The sequence below is a fragment of the Nitrosospira multiformis genome, from assembly GCF_003050865.1.
In the GTDB taxonomy this organism is placed as follows: domain Bacteria; phylum Pseudomonadota; class Gammaproteobacteria; order Burkholderiales; family Nitrosomonadaceae; genus Nitrosospira; species Nitrosospira multiformis_E.
Map to the genome: position 1 here is coordinate 122,749 of NZ_QAOK01000004.1, position 26,430 is coordinate 149,178.

The 26,430-nt window shown below is 53.8% G+C and carries 28 protein-coding genes; 11 read left to right on the plus strand and 17 right to left on the minus strand.

All coding sequences use genetic code 11. From position 1 onward, the window contains the following. Positions 1 to 150 precede the first annotated feature (150 nt). Positions 151 to 2,244 carry an ATP-binding response regulator gene (locus C8R21_RS03665; RefSeq protein WP_107761487.1) on the minus strand — a complete coding sequence of 698 codons (2,094 nt, stop codon included), beginning with the start codon at positions 2,242 to 2,244 and terminating at the stop codon, positions 151 to 153. Between the two features lie 246 nt (positions 2,245 to 2,490). Between C8R21_RS03665 and C8R21_RS03670 the strand changes: the two genes are divergently transcribed. The 8 genes from C8R21_RS03670 to C8R21_RS03705 all read left to right on the plus strand — a co-directional run bounded on the left by C8R21_RS03670 (position 2,491) and on the right by C8R21_RS03705 (position 7,128). Continuing rightward, positions 2,491 to 3,507, plus strand: a complete 1,017-nt coding sequence (locus tag C8R21_RS03670) for a sulfate ABC transporter substrate-binding protein (RefSeq protein ID WP_107761488.1) — start codon at positions 2,491 to 2,493, stop codon at positions 3,505 to 3,507. Between the two features lie 496 nt (positions 3,508 to 4,003). Next, a complete protein-coding gene (locus C8R21_RS03675) occupies positions 4,004 to 4,603 on the plus strand; it encodes a BON domain-containing protein (protein ID WP_107761489.1) in 600 nt (199 codons plus the stop codon). 77 nt (positions 4,604 to 4,680) lie between these two features. Then, a complete protein-coding gene (locus C8R21_RS03680) occupies positions 4,681 to 4,899 on the plus strand; it encodes a CsbD family protein (protein WP_107761490.1) in 219 nt (72 codons plus the stop codon). 83 nt (positions 4,900 to 4,982) lie between these two features. Next, the gene (locus C8R21_RS03685; RefSeq protein ID WP_107761491.1) at positions 4,983 to 5,552 is read left to right on the plus strand and encodes a BON domain-containing protein; all 570 of its coding nucleotides are present in this window, start codon (positions 4,983 to 4,985) and stop codon (positions 5,550 to 5,552) included. 89 nt (positions 5,553 to 5,641) lie between these two features. Further along, on the plus strand, positions 5,642 to 5,860 hold the full coding sequence (locus C8R21_RS03690) for a CsbD family protein (protein ID WP_107761492.1): 219 nt from the start codon (positions 5,642 to 5,644) through the stop codon (positions 5,858 to 5,860). Between the two features lie 72 nt (positions 5,861 to 5,932). Then, on the plus strand, positions 5,933 to 6,349 hold the full coding sequence (locus tag C8R21_RS03695; RefSeq protein WP_258192239.1) for a hypothetical protein: 417 nt from the start codon (positions 5,933 to 5,935) through the stop codon (positions 6,347 to 6,349). Between the two features lie 162 nt (positions 6,350 to 6,511). Beyond that, positions 6,512 to 6,661 (plus strand): lmo0937 family membrane protein, encoded by a 150-nt coding sequence (locus tag C8R21_RS03700; RefSeq protein WP_107761494.1) that lies wholly within the window; start codon positions 6,512 to 6,514, stop codon positions 6,659 to 6,661. 47 nt (positions 6,662 to 6,708) lie between these two features. Further along, positions 6,709 to 7,128 (plus strand): CBS domain-containing protein, encoded by a 420-nt coding sequence (locus C8R21_RS03705; RefSeq protein WP_074974283.1) that lies wholly within the window; start codon positions 6,709 to 6,711, stop codon positions 7,126 to 7,128. 40 nt (positions 7,129 to 7,168) lie between these two features. On the opposite strand, the gene guaA is transcribed toward C8R21_RS03705, so the two are convergent. The 4 genes from guaA to C8R21_RS03725 form a co-directional block, all read right to left on the minus strand. Then, positions 7,169 to 8,731: a glutamine-hydrolyzing GMP synthase gene (gene guaA, locus C8R21_RS03710; protein ID WP_107761495.1), complete on the minus strand. Its 1,563-nt coding sequence runs from the start codon at positions 8,729 to 8,731 to the stop codon at positions 7,169 to 7,171. A 163-nt stretch (positions 8,732 to 8,894) separates the two neighbouring features. Further along, complete coding sequence (guaB, locus tag C8R21_RS03715; protein WP_107761496.1) at positions 8,895 to 10,355, minus strand: IMP dehydrogenase; 1,461 nt, start codon at positions 10,353 to 10,355, stop codon at positions 8,895 to 8,897. A gap of 193 nt (positions 10,356 to 10,548) precedes the next feature. Then, the gene (locus C8R21_RS03720; protein WP_107761497.1) at positions 10,549 to 10,839 is read right to left on the minus strand and encodes an RnfH family protein; all 291 of its coding nucleotides are present in this window, start codon (positions 10,837 to 10,839) and stop codon (positions 10,549 to 10,551) included. A 24-nt stretch (positions 10,840 to 10,863) separates the two neighbouring features. Further along, entirely contained in the window at positions 10,864 to 11,301 is a 438-nt protein-coding gene (locus C8R21_RS03725; protein WP_074974278.1) for a type II toxin-antitoxin system RatA family toxin, read from the minus strand. A 354-nt stretch (positions 11,302 to 11,655) separates the two neighbouring features. Between C8R21_RS03725 and smpB the strand changes: the two genes are divergently transcribed. Then, on the plus strand, positions 11,656 to 12,099 hold the full coding sequence (smpB, locus tag C8R21_RS03730) for an SsrA-binding protein SmpB (protein WP_107761498.1): 444 nt from the start codon (positions 11,656 to 11,658) through the stop codon (positions 12,097 to 12,099). Positions 12,100 to 12,136: 37 nt separating this feature from the next. Next, positions 12,137 to 13,219, plus strand: coding sequence for a COX15/CtaA family protein (locus C8R21_RS03735; RefSeq protein ID WP_107761499.1), 1,083 nt, complete (start codon positions 12,137 to 12,139; stop codon positions 13,217 to 13,219). A 281-nt stretch (positions 13,220 to 13,500) separates the two neighbouring features. Here the strand turns inward: C8R21_RS03735 and ccmI are convergent, their stop codons facing one another. The 7 genes from ccmI to ccmC form a co-directional block, all read right to left on the minus strand. Next, positions 13,501 to 14,808 carry a c-type cytochrome biogenesis protein CcmI gene (gene ccmI / locus C8R21_RS03740; RefSeq protein ID WP_107761500.1) on the minus strand — a complete coding sequence of 436 codons (1,308 nt, stop codon included), beginning with the start codon at positions 14,806 to 14,808 and terminating at the stop codon, positions 13,501 to 13,503. Positions 14,809 to 14,815: 7 nt separating this feature from the next. Then, entirely contained in the window at positions 14,816 to 15,418 is a 603-nt protein-coding gene (locus C8R21_RS03745) for a cytochrome c-type biogenesis protein (RefSeq protein ID WP_107761501.1), read from the minus strand. Further along, entirely contained in the window at positions 15,415 to 15,939 is a 525-nt protein-coding gene (locus C8R21_RS03750) for a DsbE family thiol:disulfide interchange protein (protein WP_011380552.1), read from the minus strand. The genes C8R21_RS03745 and C8R21_RS03750 overlap by 4 nt, the downstream gene beginning before the upstream one ends. After that, on the minus strand, positions 15,936 to 17,975 hold the full coding sequence (locus C8R21_RS03755) for a heme lyase CcmF/NrfE family subunit (protein WP_107761502.1): 2,040 nt from the start codon (positions 17,973 to 17,975) through the stop codon (positions 15,936 to 15,938). The genes C8R21_RS03750 and C8R21_RS03755 overlap by 4 nt, the downstream gene beginning before the upstream one ends. 94 nt (positions 17,976 to 18,069) lie before the next feature. Continuing rightward, positions 18,070 to 18,516, minus strand: a complete 447-nt coding sequence (ccmE, locus tag C8R21_RS03760) for a cytochrome c maturation protein CcmE (protein WP_074974268.1) — start codon at positions 18,514 to 18,516, stop codon at positions 18,070 to 18,072. Continuing rightward, a complete protein-coding gene (ccmD, locus tag C8R21_RS03765; RefSeq protein WP_074974266.1) occupies positions 18,500 to 18,697 on the minus strand; it encodes a heme exporter protein CcmD in 198 nt (65 codons plus the stop codon). Before ccmD ends, ccmE begins: the two co-directional genes overlap by 17 nt. Continuing rightward, on the minus strand, positions 18,694 to 19,434 hold the full coding sequence (ccmC, locus tag C8R21_RS03770; RefSeq protein ID WP_074974264.1) for a heme ABC transporter permease CcmC: 741 nt from the start codon (positions 19,432 to 19,434) through the stop codon (positions 18,694 to 18,696). Before ccmC ends, ccmD begins: the two co-directional genes overlap by 4 nt. A 403-nt stretch (positions 19,435 to 19,837) precedes the next feature. On the opposite strand from ccmC, the gene C8R21_RS03775 reads away from it, so the two are divergent. Beyond that, positions 19,838 to 20,731 (plus strand): 3-methyladenine DNA glycosylase 2, encoded by an 894-nt coding sequence (locus tag C8R21_RS03775; RefSeq protein WP_107761503.1) that lies wholly within the window; start codon positions 19,838 to 19,840, stop codon positions 20,729 to 20,731. Positions 20,732 to 21,181: 450 nt separating this feature from the next. On the opposite strand, the gene ccmB is transcribed toward C8R21_RS03775, so the two are convergent. The 5 genes from ccmB to C8R21_RS03800 form a co-directional block, all read right to left on the minus strand. Beyond that, a complete protein-coding gene (gene ccmB / locus C8R21_RS03780) occupies positions 21,182 to 21,841 on the minus strand; it encodes a heme exporter protein CcmB (protein WP_074974256.1) in 660 nt (219 codons plus the stop codon). Position 21,842: 1 nt separating this feature from the next. Further along, positions 21,843 to 22,463, minus strand: a complete 621-nt coding sequence (gene ccmA, locus C8R21_RS03785; RefSeq protein WP_107761504.1) for a cytochrome c biogenesis heme-transporting ATPase CcmA — start codon at positions 22,461 to 22,463, stop codon at positions 21,843 to 21,845. A 113-nt stretch (positions 22,464 to 22,576) separates the two neighbouring features. Continuing rightward, positions 22,577 to 23,041 carry a VOC family protein gene (locus C8R21_RS03790; RefSeq protein ID WP_107761505.1) on the minus strand — a complete coding sequence of 155 codons (465 nt, stop codon included), beginning with the start codon at positions 23,039 to 23,041 and terminating at the stop codon, positions 22,577 to 22,579. Positions 23,042 to 23,221: 180 nt separating this feature from the next. After that, positions 23,222 to 25,894, minus strand: coding sequence for a M64 family metallopeptidase (locus tag C8R21_RS03795; protein WP_107761506.1), 2,673 nt, complete (start codon positions 25,892 to 25,894; stop codon positions 23,222 to 23,224). Then, positions 25,891 to 26,361, minus strand: coding sequence for a hypothetical protein (locus C8R21_RS03800; protein ID WP_074974250.1), 471 nt, complete (start codon positions 26,359 to 26,361; stop codon positions 25,891 to 25,893). Before C8R21_RS03800 ends, C8R21_RS03795 begins: the two co-directional genes overlap by 4 nt. Between the last annotated feature and the right edge of the window lie 69 nt (positions 26,362 to 26,430).

Below are 26,430 nucleotides of genomic sequence, written 5' to 3' on the forward strand. Positions count from 1 at the left end.
CTATGGTGAGATATGACGGAATAAATAGGAAGAGGGCGCCGAGAACCTGGGAACTGAAAGATGATGGTGGAGGGGGATCCGTCGTGGAGGAGAATCCTGGGTGCCGGGATGACAGAATGATATTGTTGTGGCGCCTGAAGATACGGCTAGTCAGGTAGCGCTAGTGCTGGTATGGGTCAGTTTTTTTGATCCGACGAGGTTATCGATGGCCGTAATCAATGCAACGGAATCCACAGGCTTGGGCAGGTGTTTCTGGTAGCCTGCGCTCATCATTCTGGTCCCGTCCTCCGGATGGGCGAATGCCGTGAGGGCGATAGCGGGCGTTGTTCCCCCATTTTCTGCCGAAAGGCTTCTCACCTCGGTAATGAACTGATACCCGTTTTTTTCGGGCATGCTGATATCACTGATAACAATATCCGGCTTCTCGGTCTTCAAGAGTTCCAAGCCATCTGCCGCACGCGCAGCCGTAATCACGCTTGCTTCCTGCTGCGCCAGAATCCGCCTGATGAGTTCGCGCGCATCCAGTTCATCATCGATAACCAGCACTTTCAAGCCCTTGAACAACGACTGCGGTTCGATGCATTCCTGTGAGGGGAGCGGTTCACTTTTTATCTCGGGAACAGGAGGAGCGATCGGCAGTTTGATGATAAAGGATGATCCTTCTCCCTCACCTGGACTTTCTGCATGCACCGTTCCACCGTGAAGCTCCACCAGTTGCTTCACAATGGCGAGACCAAGGCCGAGTCCGCCGTACTGCCGCGTAAGCGAAGCATCCCCCTGCCGGAAGCGGTCAAAGACATAGGGCATGAATTCGGGAGTGATTCCCAGTCCGGAGTCGCTTATCCTGATTTCGAGGAACAAGTCGCGCTGTTCTACTGTAACTTCTATTTTACCGCCCTTGGGCGTAAATTTTATCGAATTGGAGAGCAAATTCCAGAGTATCTGCTGGAGCCGATTGGAGTCTCCAATGATGGAATCGACTTTTTTGCCCAACGTTTTTTGCAGAATGATCCCTTTGGCCTGCGCTGTCGGCCTTACTGATTCGACCGATGTCTCGACCAGGTTGGTGATATCCTGCTGATGCATATCCAGTCTGACTTTTCCGGAGATGATACTGCTCATCTCGAGGAGATCTTCAATCAGCTTGTTTTGGGCACGCGCATTTCGCTCGATCGTTTCCAGTCCGATGTGGATGTTCTCTTTTTTAAGGTTTCCGCTCAGGATGAGTTGGGACCATCCCAGGATTGCATTTAACGGAGTTCTCAATTCATGGGAGAGGGTTGCCAGAAACTCGTCCTTAAGGCGACTTGCGCGCTCAGCTTCATTTCGGGCGATTCGCTCATTCTCGAGAAGCTGCTGTTTTTCCGCATCTGCCAGGGCTAATGCTTCGCCGAGCTTGGCGACCTCATTACTCGTCGCTTGCCCATAGCGACTGGGAAGAATGCCCCGGGTGACTCCCGCGACCTGGCGGCCGAGATCGGCCAACGGCCGTAGTATGTTGAGCCGGGTATAAAAAATAATGCCCAGGGTGGCCACCAGGGCGACAAAGATAAGCGCCATCTCAAAGATGATCTGGCGTTCGAGTCGCGCCAGGCCGAGATTTGATTGGGTTTGCATCCGTTCACTGAATAAATCAATGAATGTCTGAATCGGCTTCATGATGGCAGCTTTTTCCGCAATATAGCGTTCACTGAACAGGAGCTTTATCGCCAAATCACGATCGGGTTTGCCGCGTACGGTAAAATTGCCGTCACCATCGTCATATAAGCCTTCCATTGCAGCAAAGGCGCGCTGCTCGAGTTTGACCAGGTTGTTGGAGCGTTCCAGCGATTCTTTCAGCAAGGCATATTCCTCATTGTTCAGGCCTCCTTGCTGAAACTTCTCCAGTAGCGGGACAGCGCCGTTTTGCCTGACGACGGAAGTCTTCCCTGCCATTATAAGATCCCAGTATGTCGGGGAATAATTCAACGGCCGCGGATGCCGGCCATCGCGAATCTCCAGTATCTCGTTGAAATAACGTTTGTAAACGGGGTCTCCTGTAACAACATAGGTACGCGCCATGCGTGTGAGGTCACTGGAGGTATGAAGCAGCTCATCCCCAAGCAGAAGCGCCTGGAATCGGTGACGCTCGGCGATATTGATCTCCTCACGAATACTCATCGAATGAAAGACGAGCGCACCGATCGCCGCAAGCAACAGCGCAAGGGTAACATTGGAAAAACTGATAAAGTTTCTGATATTCATGAATCGCTGCAATTGCCCGTCAATTACCTATTGCATCATTGCCTGTTTTAATTTTATACGCCTGGACTCCCGAGCGCGATTTATTTACAGACCCTGTACCGAGCCGAGGGGGATATACGGCAAGCGGCTTCCCTCCCGCTTTTCTAAAAGAAAGAACGGCAACCCGCTCTATTTCTTCATTTCCATGCAATGCTGTTGAAATAAACCGGTGGTAGATTTCCTAGTATCAATACACAGGAGGAAAAGATGCGTTCATATCACTTCCGGCTGGTTTTTGCGATTCTGGCAATTCTGCTCAGCTTCAGTGCAGCAGTTGCCGCGCTGCATAGCATGTCCGCGAACTACAGTTCCGATGCAAATCACAAAATGTTTGATGATTTCAACAAGGCGTTTATCAAGCACTGGAAAACGCGCACCGGTGTGGAGGTTACGACTCGGCATGCGGAAAGCAAGCCGGGTATCCCCCTCCGGGCGAATGTAGATGGGCTTGATGTCACGTCACTTGCTCTATCCTATGATCCGGAGACACTGCAAAAAGCCAGTAAATTTTCGTTACCTGACTGGCAAAAACCCTTACCACAAAAGTCACCCTATACCTCAACCATTGTCTTTCTGGTGCGCAATGGCAACCCGAAGAAGGTGCGGGATTGGAATGATCTTGCGAACCCCGGTATCGAGATTGTAACTTCCAGTCCAAAGACTTCCGGGGATGCTCGCTGGAGTTACCTGGCTGCCTGGGGGTATGCGCTCAAGCAGCCTGGAGGAAGTGACGTAACGGCGATTGAATTCATAAAAAAAATATTTGGCAACGTAAAGACTCTGGAAACCGGAACGCATGGTTCAGTAACGACTTTCGTCGAACGCGGCAGAGGGGATGTGCTGCTGACTTGGGAGAATGAAGCGCACCTGATCGTCAAAGAGCATGGCGGAGACAAATTTGAGATCGTTACCCCCTCCCTCTCCATCCTGGCCGAACCCGCTGTGAGTATAGTAAGTGATGTTCCCTCGCGGAATGGAACGCATGAAGTGAGCAGGGCTTACATCGATTATCTCTACACACTGAAGGCACAGGAAATAGCAGCCAGACACTATTATCGCCCGCGTGATGAGAGGATGGCCGCCAGGTATTCGATGCAGTTTCCATCCCTCGAATTGTTTACCGTCGATGACATGTTTGGGGGCTGGAAGGAGGCTCGCAACATCCATTTTGCGGACGGCGGCATTTTCGACCGAATTCAAACGCATTCAAGCGCGTTTCACTGAAATTGCAGCCGCCTGTCAGTGTGGCAGTGTTTCCAGCTGACATTCATGCCTACTACAACCTTCTACAAATTCCTGCTATCTTTCCGACCGCAATTTTCTCCCTCTTTCAAACCCGCAGTTTCATCGAAATAAAAAATTCTTTTCGGGCTTCTCACCTTTTTCTTTGCTACTGACTGCTTTTTGCTTCAGCCATCTTCAGTCCCTCAGCTTCCTTGAGCGGGAAGGTGACTGCGAGCAAGAGCAGGCTTTTTGCGCAACTATACGTTTTGCACCAGCGACTTATAGTATTCGTCGAAATACGGCTAATTGGCTTTTTCCAATTTATGTGCGCCAGCGCACTGAGCTATAAGCGATAGCGCGGGATGATTGAATCGCAGGATCAGAAAAGAAGCCGGTGTGGAGCAGGGCATGAATGGCCTTTAGCTGCGACATGAATGGCCTTTAGCTGCGAGTCATTGGCGACCCTTAATTCAAACCTAGTCGGGAGAAAAACAGCATGAGTATTCAAAATAAATCGCTTGTTCTGACCATTGCGCTCATCAGTGCGCTTGCCCTCGCGGGCTGCGGAAAGAAAGAAGAGAAAGCCCCTGCCCCCGGGGAGCCGAAGACGGAAGCTCAAACAGCTCCAACGACGATTGGCACCGAGATTGACGACACCGCGATTACCACTAAAGTAAAAACTGCGCTTCTGGCGGACGATTACGTCAAGGGACTGGACATCAAGGTGGAGACGCGCAAAGGGGAAGTTCAGCTCAGCGGATACGTGGATAGCCAGGAGCAGATTGACAAGGCGGTTTCAATTGCGAAGGGTATTGAAGGCGTCAAAAACGTCAACAATGAAATGATGGTAAAAGGAGGCGAAGCCTCGGTTGGCGAAAAGATCGATGACACTATCATTACTACGAAGATCAAGGCTGCGCTGGCGGGTGATGACAGCATCAAGAACAGTACTGATATCGCAGTAGAAACCCAGGAGGGGGAGGTTCAGCTTAGCGGTCATGCGAACGATCAAGCCCAGATGGATCGCGCTGTCGAGATCGCACGTGGTGTTGAAGGTGTCAAGAATGTCGTCAATAAAATGAGCATCAAGGAATAAATAGGATTCAGAAGCGTCTGCACCGCGGGCGCCAATTTCAGGATTTTTAACTGAATCAGACCAGAAAGGAGCCAAAAATGAACTGGGATCAAGTAGAAGGCAACTGGAAGCAATTCAAGGGTAAAGTAAAAGAGCAGTGGGGCAAGCTCACCGATGATCATATCGACCAGATCGCCGGACGGAAGGATCAACTCTCCGGTCATATCCAGGAAACATACGGGATCACGAAGGAAGAAGCCGAGAAACAGATCAATGAATGGGAAAAACAGCAGGACACACATCATCGCTCCTGTTAAAGAGAAAAGTGGGACGGGTGGTAGGGGGCTTATTTGCCAACCTACCTAGGTACACAAAATAAAACCATCAAAACGAGGGAATCATGCGTAAATCAAATGTCATTCTTGCCGCACTCGGTTTCTCAGTCAGTTTTGCCCTGCTGGCCCAGCAACCTGTCTTCGGAGAACCTAAGTCGGAGGCGAAAACGACGATTGGCACCGAGATTGACGATACCGCGATTACCACTAAGGTAAAAACCGCGCTTCTGGCGGACGATTACGTCAAGGGACTGGACATCAAGGTGGAGACGCGCAAAGGGGTGGTCCAGCTCAGTGGCTATGTGGATAGCCCGGAGCAGATTGACAAGGCCGTTGCGATTACAAAGGGTATCAAGGGGGTAAAAAACGTTGACAACAAAATGATGGTAAAGGGGGATGAGGCCTCGGTCGGCGAGAAGATAGATGACAGTATTATCAGCACCAAAGTCAAGGCTGCACTGGCGGGTGATGAGAGCATCAAAAACAGTACTGACATTGCGGTGGAAACGCACGAAGGGAAAGTTCAACTCAGCGGGTATGCAAACGATAAAGCGCAGATGAATCGCGCTGTCAAGGTTGCGCGTGGCGTTGAAGGTGTCAAGAATGTGGTCAATAAAATAAGCATCAAGCGATAGGAATTCCAGATTATCGACAGTAGATCGGTATCAATGAGCATGAATGTTCAAGAGTTTTTCAAACTGGATCAGACTTAAAGGAGCTAAAAATGAACTGGGATCAAGTAGAAGGCAACTGGAAGCAATTCAAGGGTAAAGTGAAAGAGCAGTGGGGCAAGCTCACCGATGATCATATCGACGAGATCGCCGGACGAAGGGATCAGCTCTCCGGCCAGATCCAGGAATCATACGGGATCACGAAGGAAGAAGCCGAGAAACAGATCAATGAATGGGAAAAACAGCAGGACACACATCATCGTTCCTATTGAAGGGAAAAGTGGGAATGGAGGACTGTTTTTCTGTCCGAACCACACAGTCAAATCATCAAAGCGAGGGGAATCATGCGTAAATTAAACGTCATTCTTGTTGCACTCGGCTTCTCGGTCAGTTCAGCCGTGATGGCGCAGCAATATCGGCTGCCATCCGACGTCTATGAGGTATATATGGCCGACAAGGAGCGCATCGAGCGTGAATACAAGGCGGACAAGCAGCGCTGTGATTCCCTTGATGGCAATGCCGAGGATATATGCGAGGCGGAAGCCAAAGGTCGGGAAGAAGTTGCAAAGGCCGAGCTGGAAGATAAGTACAGGCCATCGAAGGAAAGCCGGTACGAAGTGCGGGCGGCAAAAGCGAAAGCTGACTATCGGGTGGCGAAAGAGCGATGTGATGACCTGTCAGGCAATGTGAAGGATGTGTGTCTAGAAGAAGCAAAAGCTGCGCAAGCGGCTGCGATAGCGGATGCCAAGAGGGAAGATTAGGAATCTCTGAATAGATTCCTCTTGCGAGAGGTTTTCCATTAGCACAATACTCAGAAGAGCGGGCTTGAGGATATATCCCTGGCAAGTAAAGCAAGCGTCATGTAGCCAAGATCCAAGGGTGGTGCTTGCTGATAACTTCATGATAACGAAAAGGAGGCTATCATGCTTTACACAATCGCTGTTGTTTTGATCATCCTGTGGCTATTGGGATTGGTCAGTTCCTATACGATGGGCGGCTTCATACACCTTCTTCTGGTAATAGCCATCGTGGTGATTCTGCTTCGGGTAATCAGCGGCCGCAAACCGCTTTGATTTATGTGCGCCCGTGAGACCACAGGCGAGCCGATGAGGAGAATGACATGCAAAGGATAAGCGAAGTGATGAGTTCGGATGTGCAGACCATCAGCCCGGACGCAACCATCGAGGAGGCAGCCCAGGAAATGCGCGACGGCGACTTCGGGCTCTTGCCCGTGGGAGATGAAGAGCAGTTGCTGGGTGTCATCACTGATCGCGACATTGCCATCAGAGCGGTGGCGGAGGGCAGGGGGCCAAGCACTCCGGTCAGTGAAATCATGTCCGAAGATGTGATATGGGCTCATGAGGATGATTCGATAGAGGAAGCAGCCGAGATCATGAGCGACAACCAGATCCGCCGCCTGCCGGTCGTGAACGCCGAACAACGACTGGTGGGAATCGTCTCTCTCGGGGATTTTGCAGTGGATGCCTCCGATATCGGACCGGTTGCGAATGCCCTTACCGAAATTTCCAATCCGACCTGAGTTTATTCAGGAAAAGCATCCGGGGTTCCTCCGGATGCTTTTACTCCCACTCGATGGTAGCAGGCGGTTTGCCTGATATGTCGTAAACCACCCGGTTTATTCCACGTACTTCGTTAACAATGCGGTTGGATATGCGGGCAAGCAGGGCGTAAGGAAGTTCTGCCCAGCGCGCTGTCATGAAATCTTCGGTCTGAACAGCACGCAGCGCTACGACAAAATCATAGGTGCGGCCATCGCCCATGACCCCGACCGATTTTACTGGTAGAAAGACAGCAAACGCTTGGGAGATTTTTTCATACCAGCCTGCATCGCGTAATTCCTCGATAAAGATTGCATCGGCACGCCGCAATAATTCGGCGTACTCGCGCTTGACCTCGCCGAGAATGCGCACTCCAAGGCCCGGCCCCGGAAAAGGGTGACGAAAGACCATATCATGAGGCAGACCCAGGGCCAGTCCAAGCTCGCGTACTTCATCCTTGAACAATTCCCGCAACGGCTCCAGAAGCTTCAGATGCAATGTTTCCGGCAGGCCGCCGACATTGTGGTGGGATTTGATCGTGTTCGCCTTTTTTGTTCCGGCGCCGGCAGATTCGATGACATCCGGATAAATTGTTCCCTGGGCAAGCCAGCGCGCATTCGCGATTTTTGCTGCTTCCCCCTGGAATACCTCGACGAATTCGCGTCCGATAATGCGACGCTTCGCTTCCGGATCCGTGATCCCTTGCAAATGTCCTAGAAATTCTTCGCTGGCATCGACATGAACGACTTTTACGCCGAGATTTCGGCTGAAGGTGTCCATTACCTGTTCGGCCTCATTCAGGCGCAGCAGGCCGTTGTCCACGAAAACACAGGTAAGCTGCTTGCCAATAGCACGATGAATGAGGGCCGCTGCAACGGAAGAATCCACGCCGCCGGACAGCCCCAGAATAACCTCGTCCGGTCCCACTTCAGAACGGATTCTGCCAACCGCTTCCTCCAGATAGTCGGGCATGTTCCAGTCATAAGCGAGTCCGCAAATTTCATGGACGAACCTGTCTATAATGGCTTTGCCTTGCGGGGTATGAGTGACCTCCGGATGGAATTGCATCCCGTAGAACCCTCGCACTCCATCCGCTATGGCGGCCAGGGGGGTGGCAGGGTTGCTTGCCATGACCTGGAAACCGGGAGGAAGAATGTTCACGCTGTCGCCATGGCTCATCCACACATCCAGAAGCTTTTGGCCTGCTGCATCAGTACGATCATGGATATCCTGAAGCAGGCCGGCCAGGTCTTTTACCTGCAATTCGGCGTAACCGAATTCACGCACTTTCGAGTTTTCAACTGAACCACCCAACTGCGCCGCCATGGTTTGCATGCCATAGCAGATGCCCATTACCGGCACTCCCAGTTCAAAGACGATTTGTGGAGCACGCGGCGTCTCATCGTCGGCCACGGAGGCCGGCCCCCCGGAAAGGATAATGCCTGCCGGAGCAAAATTCCTGATGAATTCCGGGCTTACGTCAAAAGGATGAATTTCGCAGTAGACATTACTTTCCCGCACGCGGCGGGCAATCAACTGCGTATATTGGGAACCAAAGTCAAGGATGAGTATTTTTTGATGCATGACCAAAGCTCTCGGACCCGATCATCGAACGTTCAGAGAGCGGAAATCCGTCCTAAAATGAATAATGCTGTCAGTGAAGAGGGGAGAAAAGTAGCAGGGCAGACTGTAGGTGCAACAGTGGGGGCCGAGACAATATATTATTGTCATGCAACGCCATTTGCGTCTAATCGATATGGTAGTTCGGGGCCTCTTTGGTAATCTGCACGTTGTGGACGTGTGATTCGCGAATACCAGCGGCAGTAATCTCGATAAACTCCGCCTTGGCATGCATGTCATCGATTGTTTCGCAACCCAGGTAGCCCATGCCCGAGCGTACGCCGCCAATCAACTGATGGATGACCGCAATGACACTTCCCTTGAAGGGAACCCGGCCTTCCACGCCTTCCGGCACGAGCTTCCTGGAATCCTGCTCGGCCTGCTGGAAATAGCGGTCGCTTGAACCCTGTTGCATCGCTGAAAGTGAACCCATTCCACGGTAGGTCTTGTATGAGCGCCCCTGGAAGAGTTCTATTTCTCCCGGTGATTCTTCTGTGCCCGCGAACAATCCTCCCAGCATGATTGAGCTCGCCCCGGCCGCCAGCGCCTTTACAATGTCCCCCGAATAGCGGATCCCCCCATCGGAAATCAGCGGCACGCCACTGCCCGCCAGTCCCGCGGAAACGTTCTTGATGGCCGTAACCTGAGGTATTCCCACTCCCGCCACAACGCGAGTGGTGCATATCGAACCCGGACCGATCCCCACCTTTACCGCATCGGCGCCATGGTCCACCAGAGCCTTGGCGGCGGCGGCAGTACCTACATTGCCGCCAATAACCTGGATTTTAGGGAACCGTTTCTTTACCCACTGTACCCGTTCAAGCACGCTCTGCGAGTGTCCATGTGCGGTATCCACGACAATCACGTCCACACCTGCATCGACCAGCGCCTCGGCGCGCTCTTCACTGCCTTCGCCAACCCCTATCGCAGCGCCAACACGCAACCGGCCCTGTTCGTCCTTGCAGGCGTTGGGGTGTTCGGATGTCTTGATGATATCTTTCACGGTGATCAGTCCGCGCAACTCGAAGTCGTTATTCACGACGAGCACGCGCTCCAGCCGGTATTTGTGCAACAGGGCCATTGCTTCTTCGCGGCTGGCGCCTTCATTCACCGTTACCAGCCGCTCCTTCAAGGTCATGATATTCCTGATCGGCTGATCCAGGTTGGTTTCGAAGCGAAGATCGCGGTTTGTCACAATCCCCACCACTTTCGAACCTTCTACCACCGGTAAGCCTGAAATCCTGAATTTGTGGATCAGGTTGAGCACTTCCCGCACAGTCATGTCAGGCGGAATGGTAATGGGATCTTTTACCACGCCGCTTTCGAAGCGCTTGACGTTGGAAACCTGGGCGGCCTGGGATTCTGTCGGCATATTCTTGTGTATGATGCCGATTCCACCTTCCTGGGCGAGCGCGATCGCGAGCCGCGCTTCGGTAACGGTATCCATGGCGGCTGATACAAGGGGAATATTGAGGGAGATTTCGCGCGTGAGTCGCGTTGTCAGATTGACGTTGCGCGGTAAAACAACGGAATGGGCGGGAAGCAGCAGGACATCGTCAAAGGTTAGAGCTTTCTCAACCAGTCGCATGATAGTGATCCTTCACAAAGCAGCATTATAGCGAACATGGATGCTATGGGGAATCATCCATACGAAGACGAAGCGCAGGAACGATTCGAAGCTTTCCTATCTGTTTATGCCGTAGAGCCCTTGCCGCAATTGTTCATGGCGCTCCTCCATTTATAAGCCTGGTTTTTATTTTCGTTCCGGGGTTGATGCACAATCACCGGCTTTTTGCACGCTTCCTGCGGTTTTCCTTGGGATCGACCCTCAGAGGACGATAAATTTCTACCCGGTCGCGATTGCACAGAATCGTGGCTGGCGGGACCAGCTTGCCATATATACCGAGCCTGTTTTTCAGGAGATCGATCTCGGGAAACTGTGGGAGGATGCCGGACAGTTTTACGGCTTGTTCCGCAGTGGTGCCCTCCGGCAAATTCATCTGCCGTACAATCTGTTTCTCGGGCAATGCATACACCACTTCGATGTCAATATTCAGAGCAGGAACTTCCATAGACTTCCCGACGTCAATACCCGATCAGGAATTCCCATAAACTTCTTCTGCGCGCTCGATGAATGCTTCCACGAAGCTGTTGGCAATGACGAAGAAAACGGGGCCTACCAGTTTTTCCAGAAATATGTGCGAGAACGTGTAGTGCAGGCGAAACTCGATCTTGCATGCATTTTCCGCGAGGGGAATGAAGCGCCAGTGCCCGTCCAGGTTCTGAAACGGTCCGTTCAATAATGTCATTTTAATCAGTTCTGGCGGGTTGCGTACGTTCTCGGTCGTAAAACTGTGCTTGATGTGATGATAATCGATCATGATGGTGGCATGAGTGACCGTCTCGCTTTGATGCACAACGGAAGATCCCCCGCACCAGGGTAAAAATTTCGGATAATCCTCCACCGCATCCACCAGTTCGAACATGCGGCTTGCGGAATAACCAATCAGAACCGATTTTTCGATGTCAGCCATGCGACGAATTGCCCCGCTTCAGCGAGACAGTATGGAATCTCAGCTTGATGGCGGACTGCTCGTTTTTTGACCTGGAAAATTGGTACATATGCATTGTTTTAATTACCTGAGCGTTTCCAGCCTCTGAACCTGCGGGGAGCCTGAACCGCGGGAGTGCTCCAGCTTGTCCATCTGCCGAATTCAGGGCGAAAGCTGTTAAAATACACGAAACCCGCGTTGAACTCACCTTTTTCTTCCCTCGAGGACTTATCCAGGGATTCCTTGAACATCGTATCCCCTTGTATCGTATTCCTTTATCCTTGCGACCTTTGCGCTCTTTATGAGCAGCGAGCACTTTGTCTTGAGAATCCCTGAATGAGCATCGTCCAGAATAAGAAAGCTTTTCATGACTATTTTATCGAAGAGAAACATGAAGCGGGGGCGGTTCTGGAAGGATGGGAAGTGAAGGCGATTCGCGCGGGACGGGCACACCTGAAAGAAGCATATGTCATCATCCGGAACGGTGAATTGTTTCTCATTGGCTGTCATATCAGCCCGTTGCTGGCAGCTTCCACTCACATCCACCCTGACCCCGTTCGTACGCGCAAGCTGTTGTTGCATGCTGAGGAAATCAAACGGCTTATCGGCAAAGTGGAGCGGGCGGGGTACACCCTGGTTCCGCTGGATATGCATTATAAATCAGGGAAAATCAAGCTCGAAATCGGACTTGCAAAGGGTAAGAAGCAGCATGACAAGCGCGAATCCGAGAAACAGAAAGAGTGGGAGCGCGACAAGCAGCGGTTGATGCGCGCGAAATAACCTCGATATTTTATAACTTTAAATCAAATTCCTAGCCATGCAGTTTGTCCAAACATCAACAATTCCACAAAGAACCGATCAAGAGTTTGCTGTGCAAAAACCCATCGCTATCTGGTTGCTCGTTTGCTGCGCTCTGGTATTCGCCATGGTGGTTGTAGGTGGCGTAACCCGCCTTACCGATTCGGGGCTTTCCATCGTCGAATGGCAGCCCCTCGTCGGTACGGTTCCCCCCCTCAGTCAAAATGACTGGGATGAGCTCTTCGAGAAATATCACCAGACGCCTCAGTATAAAAAGGTGAATCTTGGCATGAGCCTGGAAGAGTTCAAGACAATCTTCTGGTGGGAATATTTCCACCGCTTATTGGGGCGCGTCATTGGATTGGCATTTTTCATGCCATTCCTGTATTTTCTGGCAAAAAAGGCAGTCGATCGGCCACTGGGTCTGAAGTTGTCAGGAATTTTCCTGCTGGGCGCCTTGCAGGGAGGGATGGGGTGGTACATGGTAAAGAGCGGATTGGTGGATAACCCCCACGTCAGCCAGTATCGCCTGACCGCACACTTGGGCCTCGCTTTTGCGATTTATGCCGCAATGTTCTGGGTAGCGCTCGATCTGCTCAATCCTGATCGCGGTACGCTTGCAAACGGCAGAGTACGCGGTTTGCTCAATTTCTCGACCACGCTGTCTGCCCTGATATTCATAATGGTTTTGTCGGGAGGTTTCGTGGCAGGCATTCGGGCAGGGCTGGCTTACAATACTTTTCCACTCATGGATGGCCATTTCATTCCCCCGGAACTGTTCATGCTGGAACCCTGGTACCGGAACTTCTTCGATAACATGACCACTGTGCAATTCGACCATCGCCTGATTGCATGGACGCTGGCAATTCTTGTTCCGATTTTCTGGCTCAAATCCAGAGTAGCGCCACTTTCCGGCTCGGCTCGTCTTGCATGCAGCCTGCTGTTGATCATGCTGGCAGTGCAGATAGCCCTGGGGATTTCCACGCTGCTGCTGGTTGTTCCTCTAACTCTCGCGGCAGCGCATCAGGCTGGCGCATTACTGCTGCTTACCGCTGCCCTTTGGGTGAATCATGAGTTGCGGCGTCAATACGTCAGTAGTTGAGATTTCAACTCTTATTGATCCGGCCATAAAATACTATGAATCTCATCATTCCGGGCCTGACTCGAATCCAGTAAACCGGAATTCACCCACGCCCAACAACGGTGCTTTGAACGTCACTTGATACCGGGCTTCAGCCGATATGACGTTCGTACTGTTTATCCGGAAATCATCTCAAGGGAGGTTTCCCGAGAAAGAAGGGGGGCGCAAAGGTAAAACCTTTGCGCCCTCAAGGGGCATACTCCAGAGATAGCTAGGCTGTCCAGGGTAGTTAGTGCTGACTACTAAGGCAGCTGCTGGTCGATAACGACGCTGATCCCGTTGGCGCCGATCATCACTCCCTGGCTGAAACCTTGCAAGTCGCCGCTTTGTGGCATGGGGGAGCCCGATTTCGAGATTCTGGCGCCTACTACCACTTCAGCGGGGAAAGTGGATAACTGCACACCCGATCTTGCCATGGAGTCGTTCAGCGAAAAGTTTGCCGGTAGATCCTTGACTTGCAGGCGCAGGGTCGCAAGCGGAGCCTTTGGTCCCACTTTGGCACGGGCAAAAATATACAGGCTGTCACCAGGAGATGCCTTGCTTGCTAGGGCAGGGCTTAGCGTTACTTTGCCGGAAAGCGTACCGGAGGTAGCGCCTCCCGCGCCCGAGGCTGATCCCTGTTTGTTTGCAGGAGGAGGTGTCTGAGTACCTGGTTGGTCGGGCGCTCTAGCCACCAAGCTGCCTTTTCCTGCGGCCAGCGATTTTGCTTCTGCGATACTGTCATTAACGGATTGCACCAGCTCAGCCTCTGATGGCGGAATCAGTGCTGCCAGTTTTTCCCAATATCTGGCAGCCTCCTTGTATCTCTTCTCCTCGAATTCGGCTGTACCTGCCAGCGCCAGCGCCTTGGGATTATTGGGATCCAGGCTCAACGCTTTTTTGATCAGTTCCGTCGGTTTTCCGACCAGGCTGCCATTATTCGTCATCGCCACAATATCGGCGTAATCGGTAATAATGGCGGAGTCCTCGGGCGTCAGGGCAAGCGCCTTTTCATAAGCTTCCTTCGCCTCGTTGAACCGCTGCATCATGGCGTAGGTCCGGCCAAGCATCAACCATCCTTCGACGTTGTCAGGATTGTCCTCAAGCTTCGTAATGAGATTTTCCATCACCGAGGAAAAATCGGGGTGGCCTCCTTGCCCTTCCCCAGCCGACATCGAGGGGTGTTCCGCAGCGGGCTGGGGCAGCAGTGCCTTGGTGTTACCTATCGCCAGGTAAAGGGAAACCGCGAGGACAGGCAGGGCGAGCGTGGTGACAGTCATGGTGGCCACGTTGTGTCTTCCACCCATTACCGTGGTCGTACTGCCGTCTTCGGGAATATCCTGCAGCATTCTTTGCTGCAACTCGCGCTTGCTTTGCTCGTATTGTTCCCGCGTCAGGATGTCGCTGCGCAGATCGCTATCGAGCTCCGCCAACTGATCCCGATAAACGTCGATATTGGTGGCATCCCGTTCGACGCCGGCGTCGCGATCCTTCTTGCTCCACAATGTTGGCAATACGAACAGCAGGGCGCCGACAATAAATATGCCGGCCACAATCCAGAATGAAGTCATGCGTTTATTACCCCTTGCCTTCCTTCAGGAGGGCTTCCGCCTGCTTGAGTTGTTGTTCGGATAGCGCGGGTTCTTCGATGTGTTTGCGGCGGCGCTTGAGATAAAACACCAGGAAAACTGCGCCGGCCAAAAGGAAGATGAAAGGACCGAACCATAAAAACAGGGTGGTACTTTTCATCGGTGGACGATAAAGCACGAAATCGCCGTAGCGCGCCACCAGAAAGTCGACAATTTCCTTGTCACTCTTGTTGGCTTGCATCTGTTCGCGGATTTCGCGCCGTAAGTCGTTGGCAAAATCAGCACGCGAAGCGGCTATCGTCTCATTTTGACAGACCAGGCATCGCAGGTCTTCGGATAGCGCAACCATGCGTCTCTCTATTTCCGGGTCTTCGGCAACAGGAGCAGCTTCCTTTGCCCCTGCAAACGGAGCGAGAAGCAACAGACAGAGCAGCAGCGCCGTTTTTAGCAGCGCGAAACCACCTTCATTTGCCCTCATGCCTTCCAGGGCGCTTCGGGGGTTGCCTCTGGGGTTGCCTATACGGCTGCCTTTATCGTTTTTACCGCTGTCATAAGCCGCCAAAGACGACCGGGATAAAAGTTTCAATCTCATCCTTGTAATTCTCTCACCAGAGGCAGAATTTTATTCTGCAGTGCTTCCACTGTTACGGGACCGATCTGCTTGTAGCGGATCACCCCATTCTTGTCGATGACATAAGTCTCCGGCACGCCGTAGACCCCGAACTCTATGCCGGTGCGGCCTTCGGGATCAACCGCGCTGACCGCGTAGGGGTCGCCGAACTGTTGAAGCCATCTTAACGCGTCGTCTCGCTGGTCCTTGTAATTGAGTCCGTAGACAGGGACAATTCCCGACTTCGACAGTTCCACCAATACCGGATGTTCCTGGCGGCAGGAGACGCACCACGAGGCCCATACATTCAATAGCCATACCTTGCCCAGGTTTTCCTTCGAGGTCAGTGTTTTTTCCGGTTCGTGCAATTGTTGCAACTGGAATTCGGGAGCTGGTTTCCCCACCAGGGGAGAGGGGACCTGACGCGGATTGAGGCCCAGGCCGACGAGCAGAAAACCCACCAGTACGACGAAAACAGCGAGCGGCAACAGGAAACGCGTCATGCCTTTTTGCTCCTGGCAATCATGGGCGCAGTGGCTTTCCTGCCGGCTTTGCTGGCTTTAGCAGCCTTCCTTTCCTCGGCCTCGACAGTCTCACGCTGCTTGCGCGAGGACAGCCGGTAACGCCTGTCAGTGACGGCAAGGAAGCCTCCGAATGCCATCAACATACAGCCGAACCATATCCAGTCCACGAAGGGCTTATGATAAACACGCACGACCCATGCTCCGTTTTCCAGGGGTTCACCCAGGGCCACATACAGATCGCGGAGAATACCGGTATCGATTGCCGCTTCGGTCATCGGCATCCCGGATGCGTTATAGGTTCGTTTTTCGGGTTCCAGCACATTGATTTTCTTTCCGTCGCGCAATACGTCGACATTGCCGATGTCGGACATGTAGTTTGGACCTGGCGCTTTTTTCACGCCGTTGAAGCGGAAGGTATAGCCTCCTACCTCGACCGTATCGCCAATTTCCATGCGCACATCTTTTTCCGTTTCATAACCACCCACAAGCGCCACGCCGATAATAAAGAAGGCGATGCCAAGGTGGGCAGCGTGCATGCCATAGTAGCTGCGCGACTGCGCCCCCAGCTTGGCAAACAGTCCCTGCTTGCCGGTGCTTCGGAGGCGATGAGTTATGTTGACGATCACGCTCGTAATGACCCAGAAAGCCATCAGCAAGCTGAAGCTCACCATTAGCTTCCATTCGCCCATGACAAAGGGCATTACGAGAGCGGTAACTACGCTTACCCCGAATGCCCAGCGCAGGCGTACCGCAAGTTCAGGCAGGCTTGCCTGCTTCCAGCGCGCAAGGGGGCCAAGGCCGATCAGAAAGACGGCAGGGGTCATCAACGGGACGAATACCGCTTCGAAATAGGGAGGGCCGACCGAAATCTTGCCGAGTTCAAGCGCGTCCATGAACAGGGGATAGAGCGTGCCCAGCAGGATGCTTCCCGCTGCAACCATCATCAACAAGTTATTGGCGAGTAGCATGGATTCGCGTGAAACCAGGTCGAACTTTCCACCCAATCCGATTTTCGGCGCCCGCCATGCGAACAGCAGCAGGGAGCCTCCGGTGATGGTCACCAGGAAGGCCAGGATGAATATACCGCGCGTTGGGTCGGTTGCAAAAGCATGAACGGAGGTCAGCACGCCTGAGCGAACCAGGAACGTGCCGAGCAGGCTCAGGGAAAACGCACAGATTGCCAGCAGCACGGTCCAGCTCTTGAAGCTGCCGCGCTTTTCCGTCACTGCAAGGGAATGAACCAGAGCAGTCCCCACCAGCCAGGGCATGAAAGAGGCATTTTCAACCGGGTCCCAGAACCACCATCCACCCCAGCCCAGTTCATAATACGCCCACCAGCTTCCCATCATGATGCCGATGGTGAGAAACATCCAGGCAACCGTCGTCCATGGCCGCGACCAACGCGCCCAGGTCGCATCCAGCTGGCCGCTCAGCAGAGCGGAAATGGCGAATGCAAACGCGACGGAGAAGCCGACATAACCCATGTAGAGCATGGGTGGATGGCAGACCATGCCGGGGTCCTGCAGCAGCGGATTGAGGTCGCTTCCTTCCATCGCTCCCGGCAGCATCCGGTCGAAAGGATTCGAAGTAAAAAGCATGAATATCAGAAAACCCACGCTCACCAGGCCCATGACGCCCAGCACGCGCGCCACCATGTCATTCGGCAAATGCTTGCTGAATACACTGACTGCAACCGACCAGCATGCCAGCATGAACGTCCAGAGCAGCAGGGAACCTTCGTGCGAGCCCCAGGTGGCGGCAAAGCGGTATTGCAGCGGCAGCTTCGAATTCGAATTCTGCGCAACGTTGACTACCGAAAAATCGCTGTTTACGAATGAGTAGGCCAGGCAGAAGAAGGCAATGGCTACAAACACAAACTGCCCCTGAACTACGGGCCGCGCCAGGGCGATCCAGGAAGGGATGCCGCGGGCGGCGCCGATGATGGGCAGGGTGCCTTGTATGAGTGCCAGCAGCAAGGCGAGGATCAGGGCAAAGTTACCAAGTTCTGGAATCATGGCTGAGGCTGTGGGTTATGGAAAAATATGAATAGATATGAACAGGAATGGCAGCCCTTTCGATTCTGGAAGGGCTCGGGGCTGAAACCGTTTGCTACTGCATCACTGTCTTGCGTGCCTTGTCGGCTTGATCAAGCGCGCCCGCGGCTTCCGGCGGCATATAATTTTCATCGTGCTTCGCGAGCACCTCATCCGCCCGGAAAATACCGTCCGAAGCCAGCTTGCCCTGGGCTACCACACCTTTGCCTTCCTTGAACAGGTCGGGAAGGATGCCGGTATATACGACTGGAATAACCTTTGCGGTATCTGTCACCTGGAAATTGACTGTCACGCCGTCGGCCTGGCGTTTGACGCTGCCTTCTTCCACGAGCCCGCCGATACGGAAACTCTTGCCAATGGGCGCCTCATTATTAGCTACCTGGGTAGGACTGAAGAAAAATACCAGGTTGCTCTGAAATGCGTTTAAAACCAGCACCGAAGCAACACCCAACGCGGTCACGCTTGAAGCGATGATTGCCAATTTTTTATGACGTGGTTTCATTTCCCTTCTCTTGTTTTGTTGACTGATGAATCAGACTGAGATGCCTGAGCAAAGTTCGCCTGCGGTTGGAAACCAGAGCGATTTCCCCTGCAATGCAGATCAGGGTAACGAGGTAGGACCCCCATACGTAGAACCCGTACCCACCCATATCCAGAAATTCAGACAGACTGTTCCAGTTCATTGCGCTGTCTCCTGCAACTGACCCACCCACGCGGTATGACGTTCACGTTCCAGGATAATGGCGCGAGTGCGTATCAGTATCACGGCGATGGCATACATCCAACATGCGATTGACATAATCAGCATCCCGGTAAGCATGGTGGTGGCCATTTTTGGCGACTGCGTGAGGCTGACGGAGGCGCCTTGATGCAATGTATTCCACCACTTCACGGAAAAATAGATGATGGGAACGTTTACCACGCCTACCAGAGCAATCACTGCTCCGGCTTTGTCCGCACGGCGCGGATCGTCTATGGCCGCCTGCAAAGACATGAAGCCGATATAGAGGAACAGAAGAATCAGTTCAGAGGTAAGGCGCGCATCCCACACCCACCAGGTGCCCCACATGGGCTTGCCCCACAAGGCGCCGGTCCAAAGCGCAATAAATGTGAACATTGCGCCAGTGGGGGCAATGGCGGTTGCCACCATGGCGGAAAGGCGGGTATTGAATGCAAGGCCGATACCCGACCACAGCGCCATGATGACGTAGAGAAACATCGACAGCCAGGCCGCAGGGACATGGATGAAAATGATACGATAGGCTTCACCCTGCTGAAAATCGGTGGGAGCTACAAAAAAGCCGATATAAAGTCCCACCGCACACAATACAATTGCAGCAATGGAAAACAGGGGAATCATTTTGCCGGCCAGAAAATAGAAGCTTGCCGGAGAGGAATATTTAAACCAGTTTATCGCCATGTAGCAAAGTAGGTAGCAGACTCCATAATTGAGGCCTCGATGAGGCTTTGATAGATTGCGCCGTACCCATATGGCCATGTATCCCGCAGGACACTGTCGGCCACTGCAACCCAACCTACCTACCCATCCTTACGCCCCGTGCGCGTAACTCCCAATTTTAACCTAAAAACCTCAAATTCAGAATTGGTTTGTTAAAAACTATCGCTTGGCTGCAATCGGGAGGAGGGCAGTGCCGAAGAGGGAGCGGGAGAAGGTGGATCAGCTACAGCCGATATACATGCAAAAATACGTGCAAAAGCAGGAAAACAGGATTTCGCGCAAAGTATCCTGGGAACATAATCATTTCATTTAGCCGATTAATCCGGCAGACACTTCTTTCTATTCCAGAAATCCGAAAGCGACCATGCAATTTTCCTGTTCCATTCCCTTACCTGCGACCTTTCGTCCCGGCGATATCCTGGCCTTTCATCGGCGCGACCGGCAAGAGATCGCAGAGCGTGTCAGCAATGCCTCCTTGCAAAAAGCCATGATCTGGCGCGACGTGCCAACGTACCTGTCTATCAGCTTCGAGCCGGGATGGGCAAAGGCCTCGTTGGTCATCGATGGTAAAGTAGCCGAGGATCGCCAGCTCATCTTCGAGCGTATGGTCCTGCGCATGCTGGGTCTGACCCAGGAGATCGAGATCTTCGAGAAACGGTATCGCGATCACCCGCAATTGGGCATCCTGATCGCGCAACAACCCGGTCTACGTGTGCCGGTCACTGCCACCCCATTCGAGGCACTGACCTGGGCGGTCACCGGCCAACAAATCAGCGTCAGCGCTGCTGTTTCCGTGCGCCGGAAATTGATCGTCGCAGCGAATATCCGTCACTCCTGTGGTCTGCTCTGCTACCCGGATGCGCGCCAGATTCTCGAACTGCCCGAAGAGACGTTGCGGCAAGCAGGTTTTTCGACAACCAAAACCAGAACCTTGCGTGCACTCTCCGCCCTCGTGTCCGACAACGAGCTTCCGCTGGATGCATGGGTTGAAACGCTTCCGGTCGATGTCATTCGCGAAAAACTTGAAGAAATTCGCGGCATCGGTCCCTGGACGGTCAATTATGGACTGCTGCGCGGCTTCGGTTGGCTCGACGGCTCACTGCACGGCGATGCAGCGGTTCGACGGGGCCTGCAAGCCTTGCTCGGTGCGCAGGGCAAAATCAGCGAGGAAAATACGAGGACCTGGCTCGCACAGTTTTCCCCCTGGCGAGCTCTGGTCGGGGCCCACCTCTGGTCAGCCCAGGCTGCGATTGCCTGATGAGGACTTGATCAGAAAAAGAATGCTAGTCTTTTTTGCAGCTTTATCGATCTTCCACAATTGGACTTCGAAACCAGCAATTTGTCGGGCGTCGATGCTCTTGCGTAGAGTCAATGATCATTTGCCCTACAGGGAGTAAGGATACTGTGATTGGCGCTGCAATGCTGTGCTCCCAATCGGCTAGTTTCGATACATGGGTACACATTGATCCACTACTCGTTGTAACGGAAGCTCGAGAAACATGATGATTAACTTGACGTCCGTTTAGCTGTACGTGGCTTAACGCATGGAATGATTTACAGCGTTGCTTATCATTTCCCTACAGCAAATTCGCTGGGTTAGCATGAGGTATGACATGAAAACCACTATTCTCTTAACAAAGCGCAAGCCACTAAGCTTGGCACTATTCGCCGATCCCGACGCAGCCATGCGTAAGTTCTTTGACCTTCTTTATTCGAGGGATATACGCAGCGATACCGCGGTAGTCCACGGCGCCAATACCAGGGATGCCAGCAGGAAAGCACCCAGCAGGGACATGTGTGCTCCCGCGCCTAACCCGGCAGTGCTTGCCTCCACTGCACCTGCGCCGAAAATCAGTACGGGTATGTACAACGGCAACACCAGCAGGGAGACCAGTACGCCGCCGCCGCGCAGGCCAAGGGTAAGCGCTGCGCCGATTGCGCCGATCAGGCTCAGCACAGGTGTTCCGAGCAGCAGGGAAGCAGTCAGCACGAGAAGTGCGTCATTCGTCAGGTCGTACTGGATGCCCAATACGGGCGCCATCAGTACAAGCGGAACGCCAGTCACGAGCCAGTGCGCCAATGCCTTGCCCAATACGAGCAGGGGCAGGGATTGGGGCGAGAGCAGCATCTGCTCCAGTGTGCCATCCAGGTAGTCGCTGGAAAACATGCGACCCAGTGACAACATCGACGCCAGCAGGGCAGCCACCCAGACCACGCCGGGGGCCATGACGCGGAGCATGTTCATCTCCGGCCCGACACCAAGCGGGAAAAGACTGACGACGATGATGAAAAAAAACAGCGTCGTCAGGACATCCGAACGGCGCCTTGCCGCGAGCAGAAGATCGCGCCGGATGATCCAGAAAAACATGTCAGGTGAGCTGCAGCCGCTGGATGGCGGCGCCGGCTATCTCGATTTCCTGGTGGGTCGTCATCACGATCATGCCGCCGTGTTCCAGGTGCCGCTCTATCAAACCTTGTACCAGTTTGACTGCGCTCGTATCGAGTGCAGTCAAGGGCTCATCCAGTATCCAGAGCACGGTACCGCATGCCAGCAGGCGTGCCAGCGTCACCCGGCGGCGCTGGCCCTGGGACAACACCTTGGCAGGCAACAGTTCGCGTCCGCCCAATCCCATGTGCTGCAAGGCAGCGTGGGCCTTACGTTCATCCAGATCAACCCCCCCGAGCGCGCTGGAGATGCGCAAATTCTCGATGGCAGTCAGATCGTCTTTTACCCCGCCTAAATGGCCGAGGTAGGTCATTGCGCCAAAATAGTCTCCGCCAAGAGAGCGAATCTGGGTACCGTCCCAGCGGATTTCGCCCTCGGCCGGCGAAGCCAGTCCGCACAACATGCGCAGAAGACTCGTTTTACCGCTGCCGTTCGGGCCCTGAACCTGCATCAACCCCCCGGATTCGAGCAAAAAATTGACCCCACTGAACAGCTTGCGGTCTCCGCGAATGCAGGTCAGGTCAATTCCTTGCAGCGTGGGCATTATCGGTCGCCAAAAAAGACAGCATTATAGCGTAACGATAAGGCCGATGGCCTTCGGATTGATCTTCCAGTTTTTATGGGTGAGCCTGGCAGCGCGTAGGGCATCAAAAGTACTTATTGCTTGAACTTTACCTCGGCGCGCTGCCTGATCTGCTCCAGCGACAGGTCTTCCTTGTGCATTGCGACGAACCAGATATGGCCAAAAGGGTCTTGCAGGGCGCCTGACCGGTCGCCGTAAAACTGGTCTTCCAGCGGCTTGATGATCCTTGCTCCTTCCCCCACGGCCTGAGCAAACACTGCATCCACATCGTTCACATATAGATGCAGGCCGACCGCAGAACTGCCGGACGATTGCGGATTACGGAAAGGGCTTTCCTCGCCGCAGTCATCCGCTATCATGATGCGCGAATCACCGATCTGAATCTCCGCATGGCCGACTTTTTCATCCGGCGTATCCATCCTGAACAATTCCATTGCACTGAAGGCACGCTTGTAGAATGCGATCGCCTCGGCCGCTCCATCGATGATGAGATAGGGAGTTATGCTGTGGTAGCCATCGGGTATGGGTTTGACAATCATGTGCGGTTCCTTTGGTTGATTGATGAACTCCTGAAGAGGGCAGGATGATTGAGGGTGGGAAACCGTGAGCTTGCCGATGAGCTTCCAACTGCCCACGAATGGGAAAGAGTGGAAAGCGGGCGGTGATTGAAAGTTGAAAGGCTCACGCTCAGGACTTCTGACCGATTCTTCCTTCGGACATTATTCGGGCTTTATCCCTTTACTCCGGCCACACCGTTCATCCAGGCATTTCAACAGCGTCGGCAGATCGATTCCCTGTTCCTTTAGCCTCTGTATGAGTTCATCGCTGATCACGTCCTTCTCCTGAAGGCAGTGCAGCAGGTTGCAGAAATCGTTGGCTTTGGGTTCGTTCGGATTCCATACATCGCCTCCCGGGGTCGCAACCGCAGTAAGCGTGCGTTCCCGTTCAAAAGGCGTTCCCCGCGCGGTTTCACCGCGTGCGCGCACCCGGATGTGGAAGACGCCTTGCACCTTGAGTGAATAGGCAGCAGTAAATTGCCCCTGCGAATCGCGGCTGAGCGCGATAAGCTCAGAAATCCCATCCGGTCGCACTATTTCGGCCCAGGCGTTTGCATTTCCCTGAAGCGGTGCATCATATTCGTACAGCGCAGCGATCAGGTGAATGACTGCATCCACCTCGAAACTCGCTTGCTTGACGTACGCCGTGAAGGTCAAGCTGGAATAGATGTGCGCCACAAACTCATAGGGTAGCGCCGTGTGCTGTGCAGCAGATAACGATGTTCCGCCCTGCAACTTCAGTATTGCATGCCATTGCCCGGCATGGCTTCCGGAAGCCTGGGCCGGAAGCACTGGCAACGCGCATCGGTAATAAGATGCATACGGGCTCAAGATGAATTGTGAATTGGTTGGCTCCCGTGGTAAAGCCGGCGTAATACTGGAGCCATCTGGCGCCTCAAGCTGAAAATCGATCGCTCGCGGGAAAGGGCTCAATACGATCAGATCCATTCCATAATCCGCTTCACAGATCGAAACCGGGATACGATGCTCCGATTCTCTATCGAGAACACCCCGCGGATCGGCTGTGATCTGGGCATTCGATACGCCTGCGAGAATCTGCAGGAAATACTTGCTGAGCCGCATGGGTTGGTCGCCCGAAAGTGCGCCGGTCACCAGAAGATACCCGTTATGTCCCTGGCATAGGGTTGTCAATGCGGGAACACTGATATTGGAGGGTAGTCCCAGGCCGACCGCATAAGTATTTGCCGTGATGCTGCCCGTGACGTCAGCAAGAGGCGGGGGACGGTTCCACATTCCGTCGGTGAGCACGACCATGGCGGTAACGTCATAAGGCGTGGCTGCCGCCGCCTGCGCATCATCCAGCATCTGCTTTCCATTTATGACACCGTCACCAATGGAGGTGGCGCCAGCGGGATCGATGTCGCTTCCCGCAATATGTCCAATGGCGATGGTTCGCCCCGCGCCGCCCGGAGCAGCACCGGCCTCCTGGATTTCCATGAGGCGCTGTGCCGCTTCGTTGAAGCGGACAAGGCCGATACCGTCCGCGGGTTGCATGACACTGATGAAAACATTGGCGGCTTCACGCAGTTTCTGTACCTTGGGGATGCCATCGCCAGCATCTTCATTCATGCTGCCGGAGCGGTCGAGCACAAGCGCCACAGCGGAGTGAGGACGCGCAATTGTGTTGGCAGCGATGTTGATTACCCAGCTTTCCCCGGTCTGGACGCAGCGCACGGTAACATTGCCGCTGGCAGTATCGCCTGGATTCATGGAGGTGTAGGACAGCCACAGCCGCGCGTAGGTGACCGGCAGAATCGGGTCGCTCGTCACCACAACGGAGGTGCCATTCGGTGTACCGAATCCGTCGGTAGGGCCTGCGGTAATCTCGAATGTGAGGCTTCGGCAGGACACTACTTCCCATACGATTGCCCGATGCGTTGTTACGCCGACACCGCCCATCCCGGCGGGAACATTCAGGAAATTTATACTCGGAGTGGTCAGGGTGATCGATTCAGGGGGAAGAAACAGTTGCAGCGTTTGCCGGATTACGCCTGCGCAGACGGGGCAGAAGGGCGCATAATCCCGCATATAACAGCTTGGCAGGGGGCGATAGGTGTCGCAGTCCGAGTAAATTGCGCCTTCATAGGTGCCTACCGCACCAGGCGCGGGAGGCATCGCGGGTGGGACGCAGGCGGATGCCGCACAACCGGGGTCGCATTGCGAAGGCATGGGAGTGCTCGTCGCGATGAGGTCGCGCCACTTGTTTGTGGCAAGGTTCGTGTCGCGTGTTACATTCGGCTGAGAGGGTTCTCCCGCCGGTGTGCCTGCGCCATTCCCCCCATACTCATCGGCCAGTCCAAAAGCGCTGTGCCCCATTTCGTGGATCGCTATCTGCGCTGCCTGGGCGTGGGTGGAGCACGTGGCAATGGCTCCACCTGAGCCCCCATACTTGCTCGAATTGACTATGCAAAGTATCTGATGCCTGAGCGGGACCTGGGCGGACGCAACAGACAACGCGAGCACAGTATCCACGGTGAGCAGGCGATCGAGCGGTGTTCCGGCAAAGATGCTGCAAAATGTCGCGTCAAAGTAGGTATTGGCCGTGGTTGGAGTTCCCCCCGCGCATCCAGGGTCATCCGCGCCGCTTTCATTCGACACCACATCGACGCGGTGCACGTTGATTCCGCAGAAGAGTTCGTCCAGGGGCGGGGTAGTGCGCAGGGCCGTGACAAAATTCTGTACGTCTGTATGGTACTGCGCCAGCTCGGTCGCACGGTATCCATCGCCCAGAATGACCAGGTTCCATCGCACACTATCGGAACCGTGATCAACGATCTTTGTGGTGCCGACGACATACCCGTCACTCGCACTCATTGCATGCCCCCTTTCTCTCCCCTAGGTATGTCAAACCGGGCCAACTCGGTTGAGGCGGCACGCTGGTGTGCGCCTGTAGCGGAAAGAGCAGAAACATTCAGTGACTCACCCATCAGGGCAATGGATTCGGCAGCGGGATTGTCCGGAAGAAGCACTTCAAAAATACTCTCCTTGACCTCCCCGAATTTTCGTTCAATCTTGCCATCGGGTGAGTGCACCTCAACGGAGCCGAGGAGCGGCGAATGGATAAGCCGGTGAAACAGGAGCTGGTTGTTCCTGTCCTGGAGTTCCATCCAGAAGCCACCATTTTTTCTGGCCTGAGGCGCTTCTCCGACCGAAGGCGGACAAATCATGGGAAGTCGCTCGTACGAGACAAGGTGAACCACTCCATCTGCAACTCGGAATGTGAGCCTCAGCGTCCTGCGCAGATTGGGGTCGAGCCGTCGGGATTGATCCGAATTTTGCATGCTTTCTCCTGTGGGTAGGACGGTACAGCTCGCGGGGGATGATGCGTTGAACTCGGTTCGCTGGCTCTA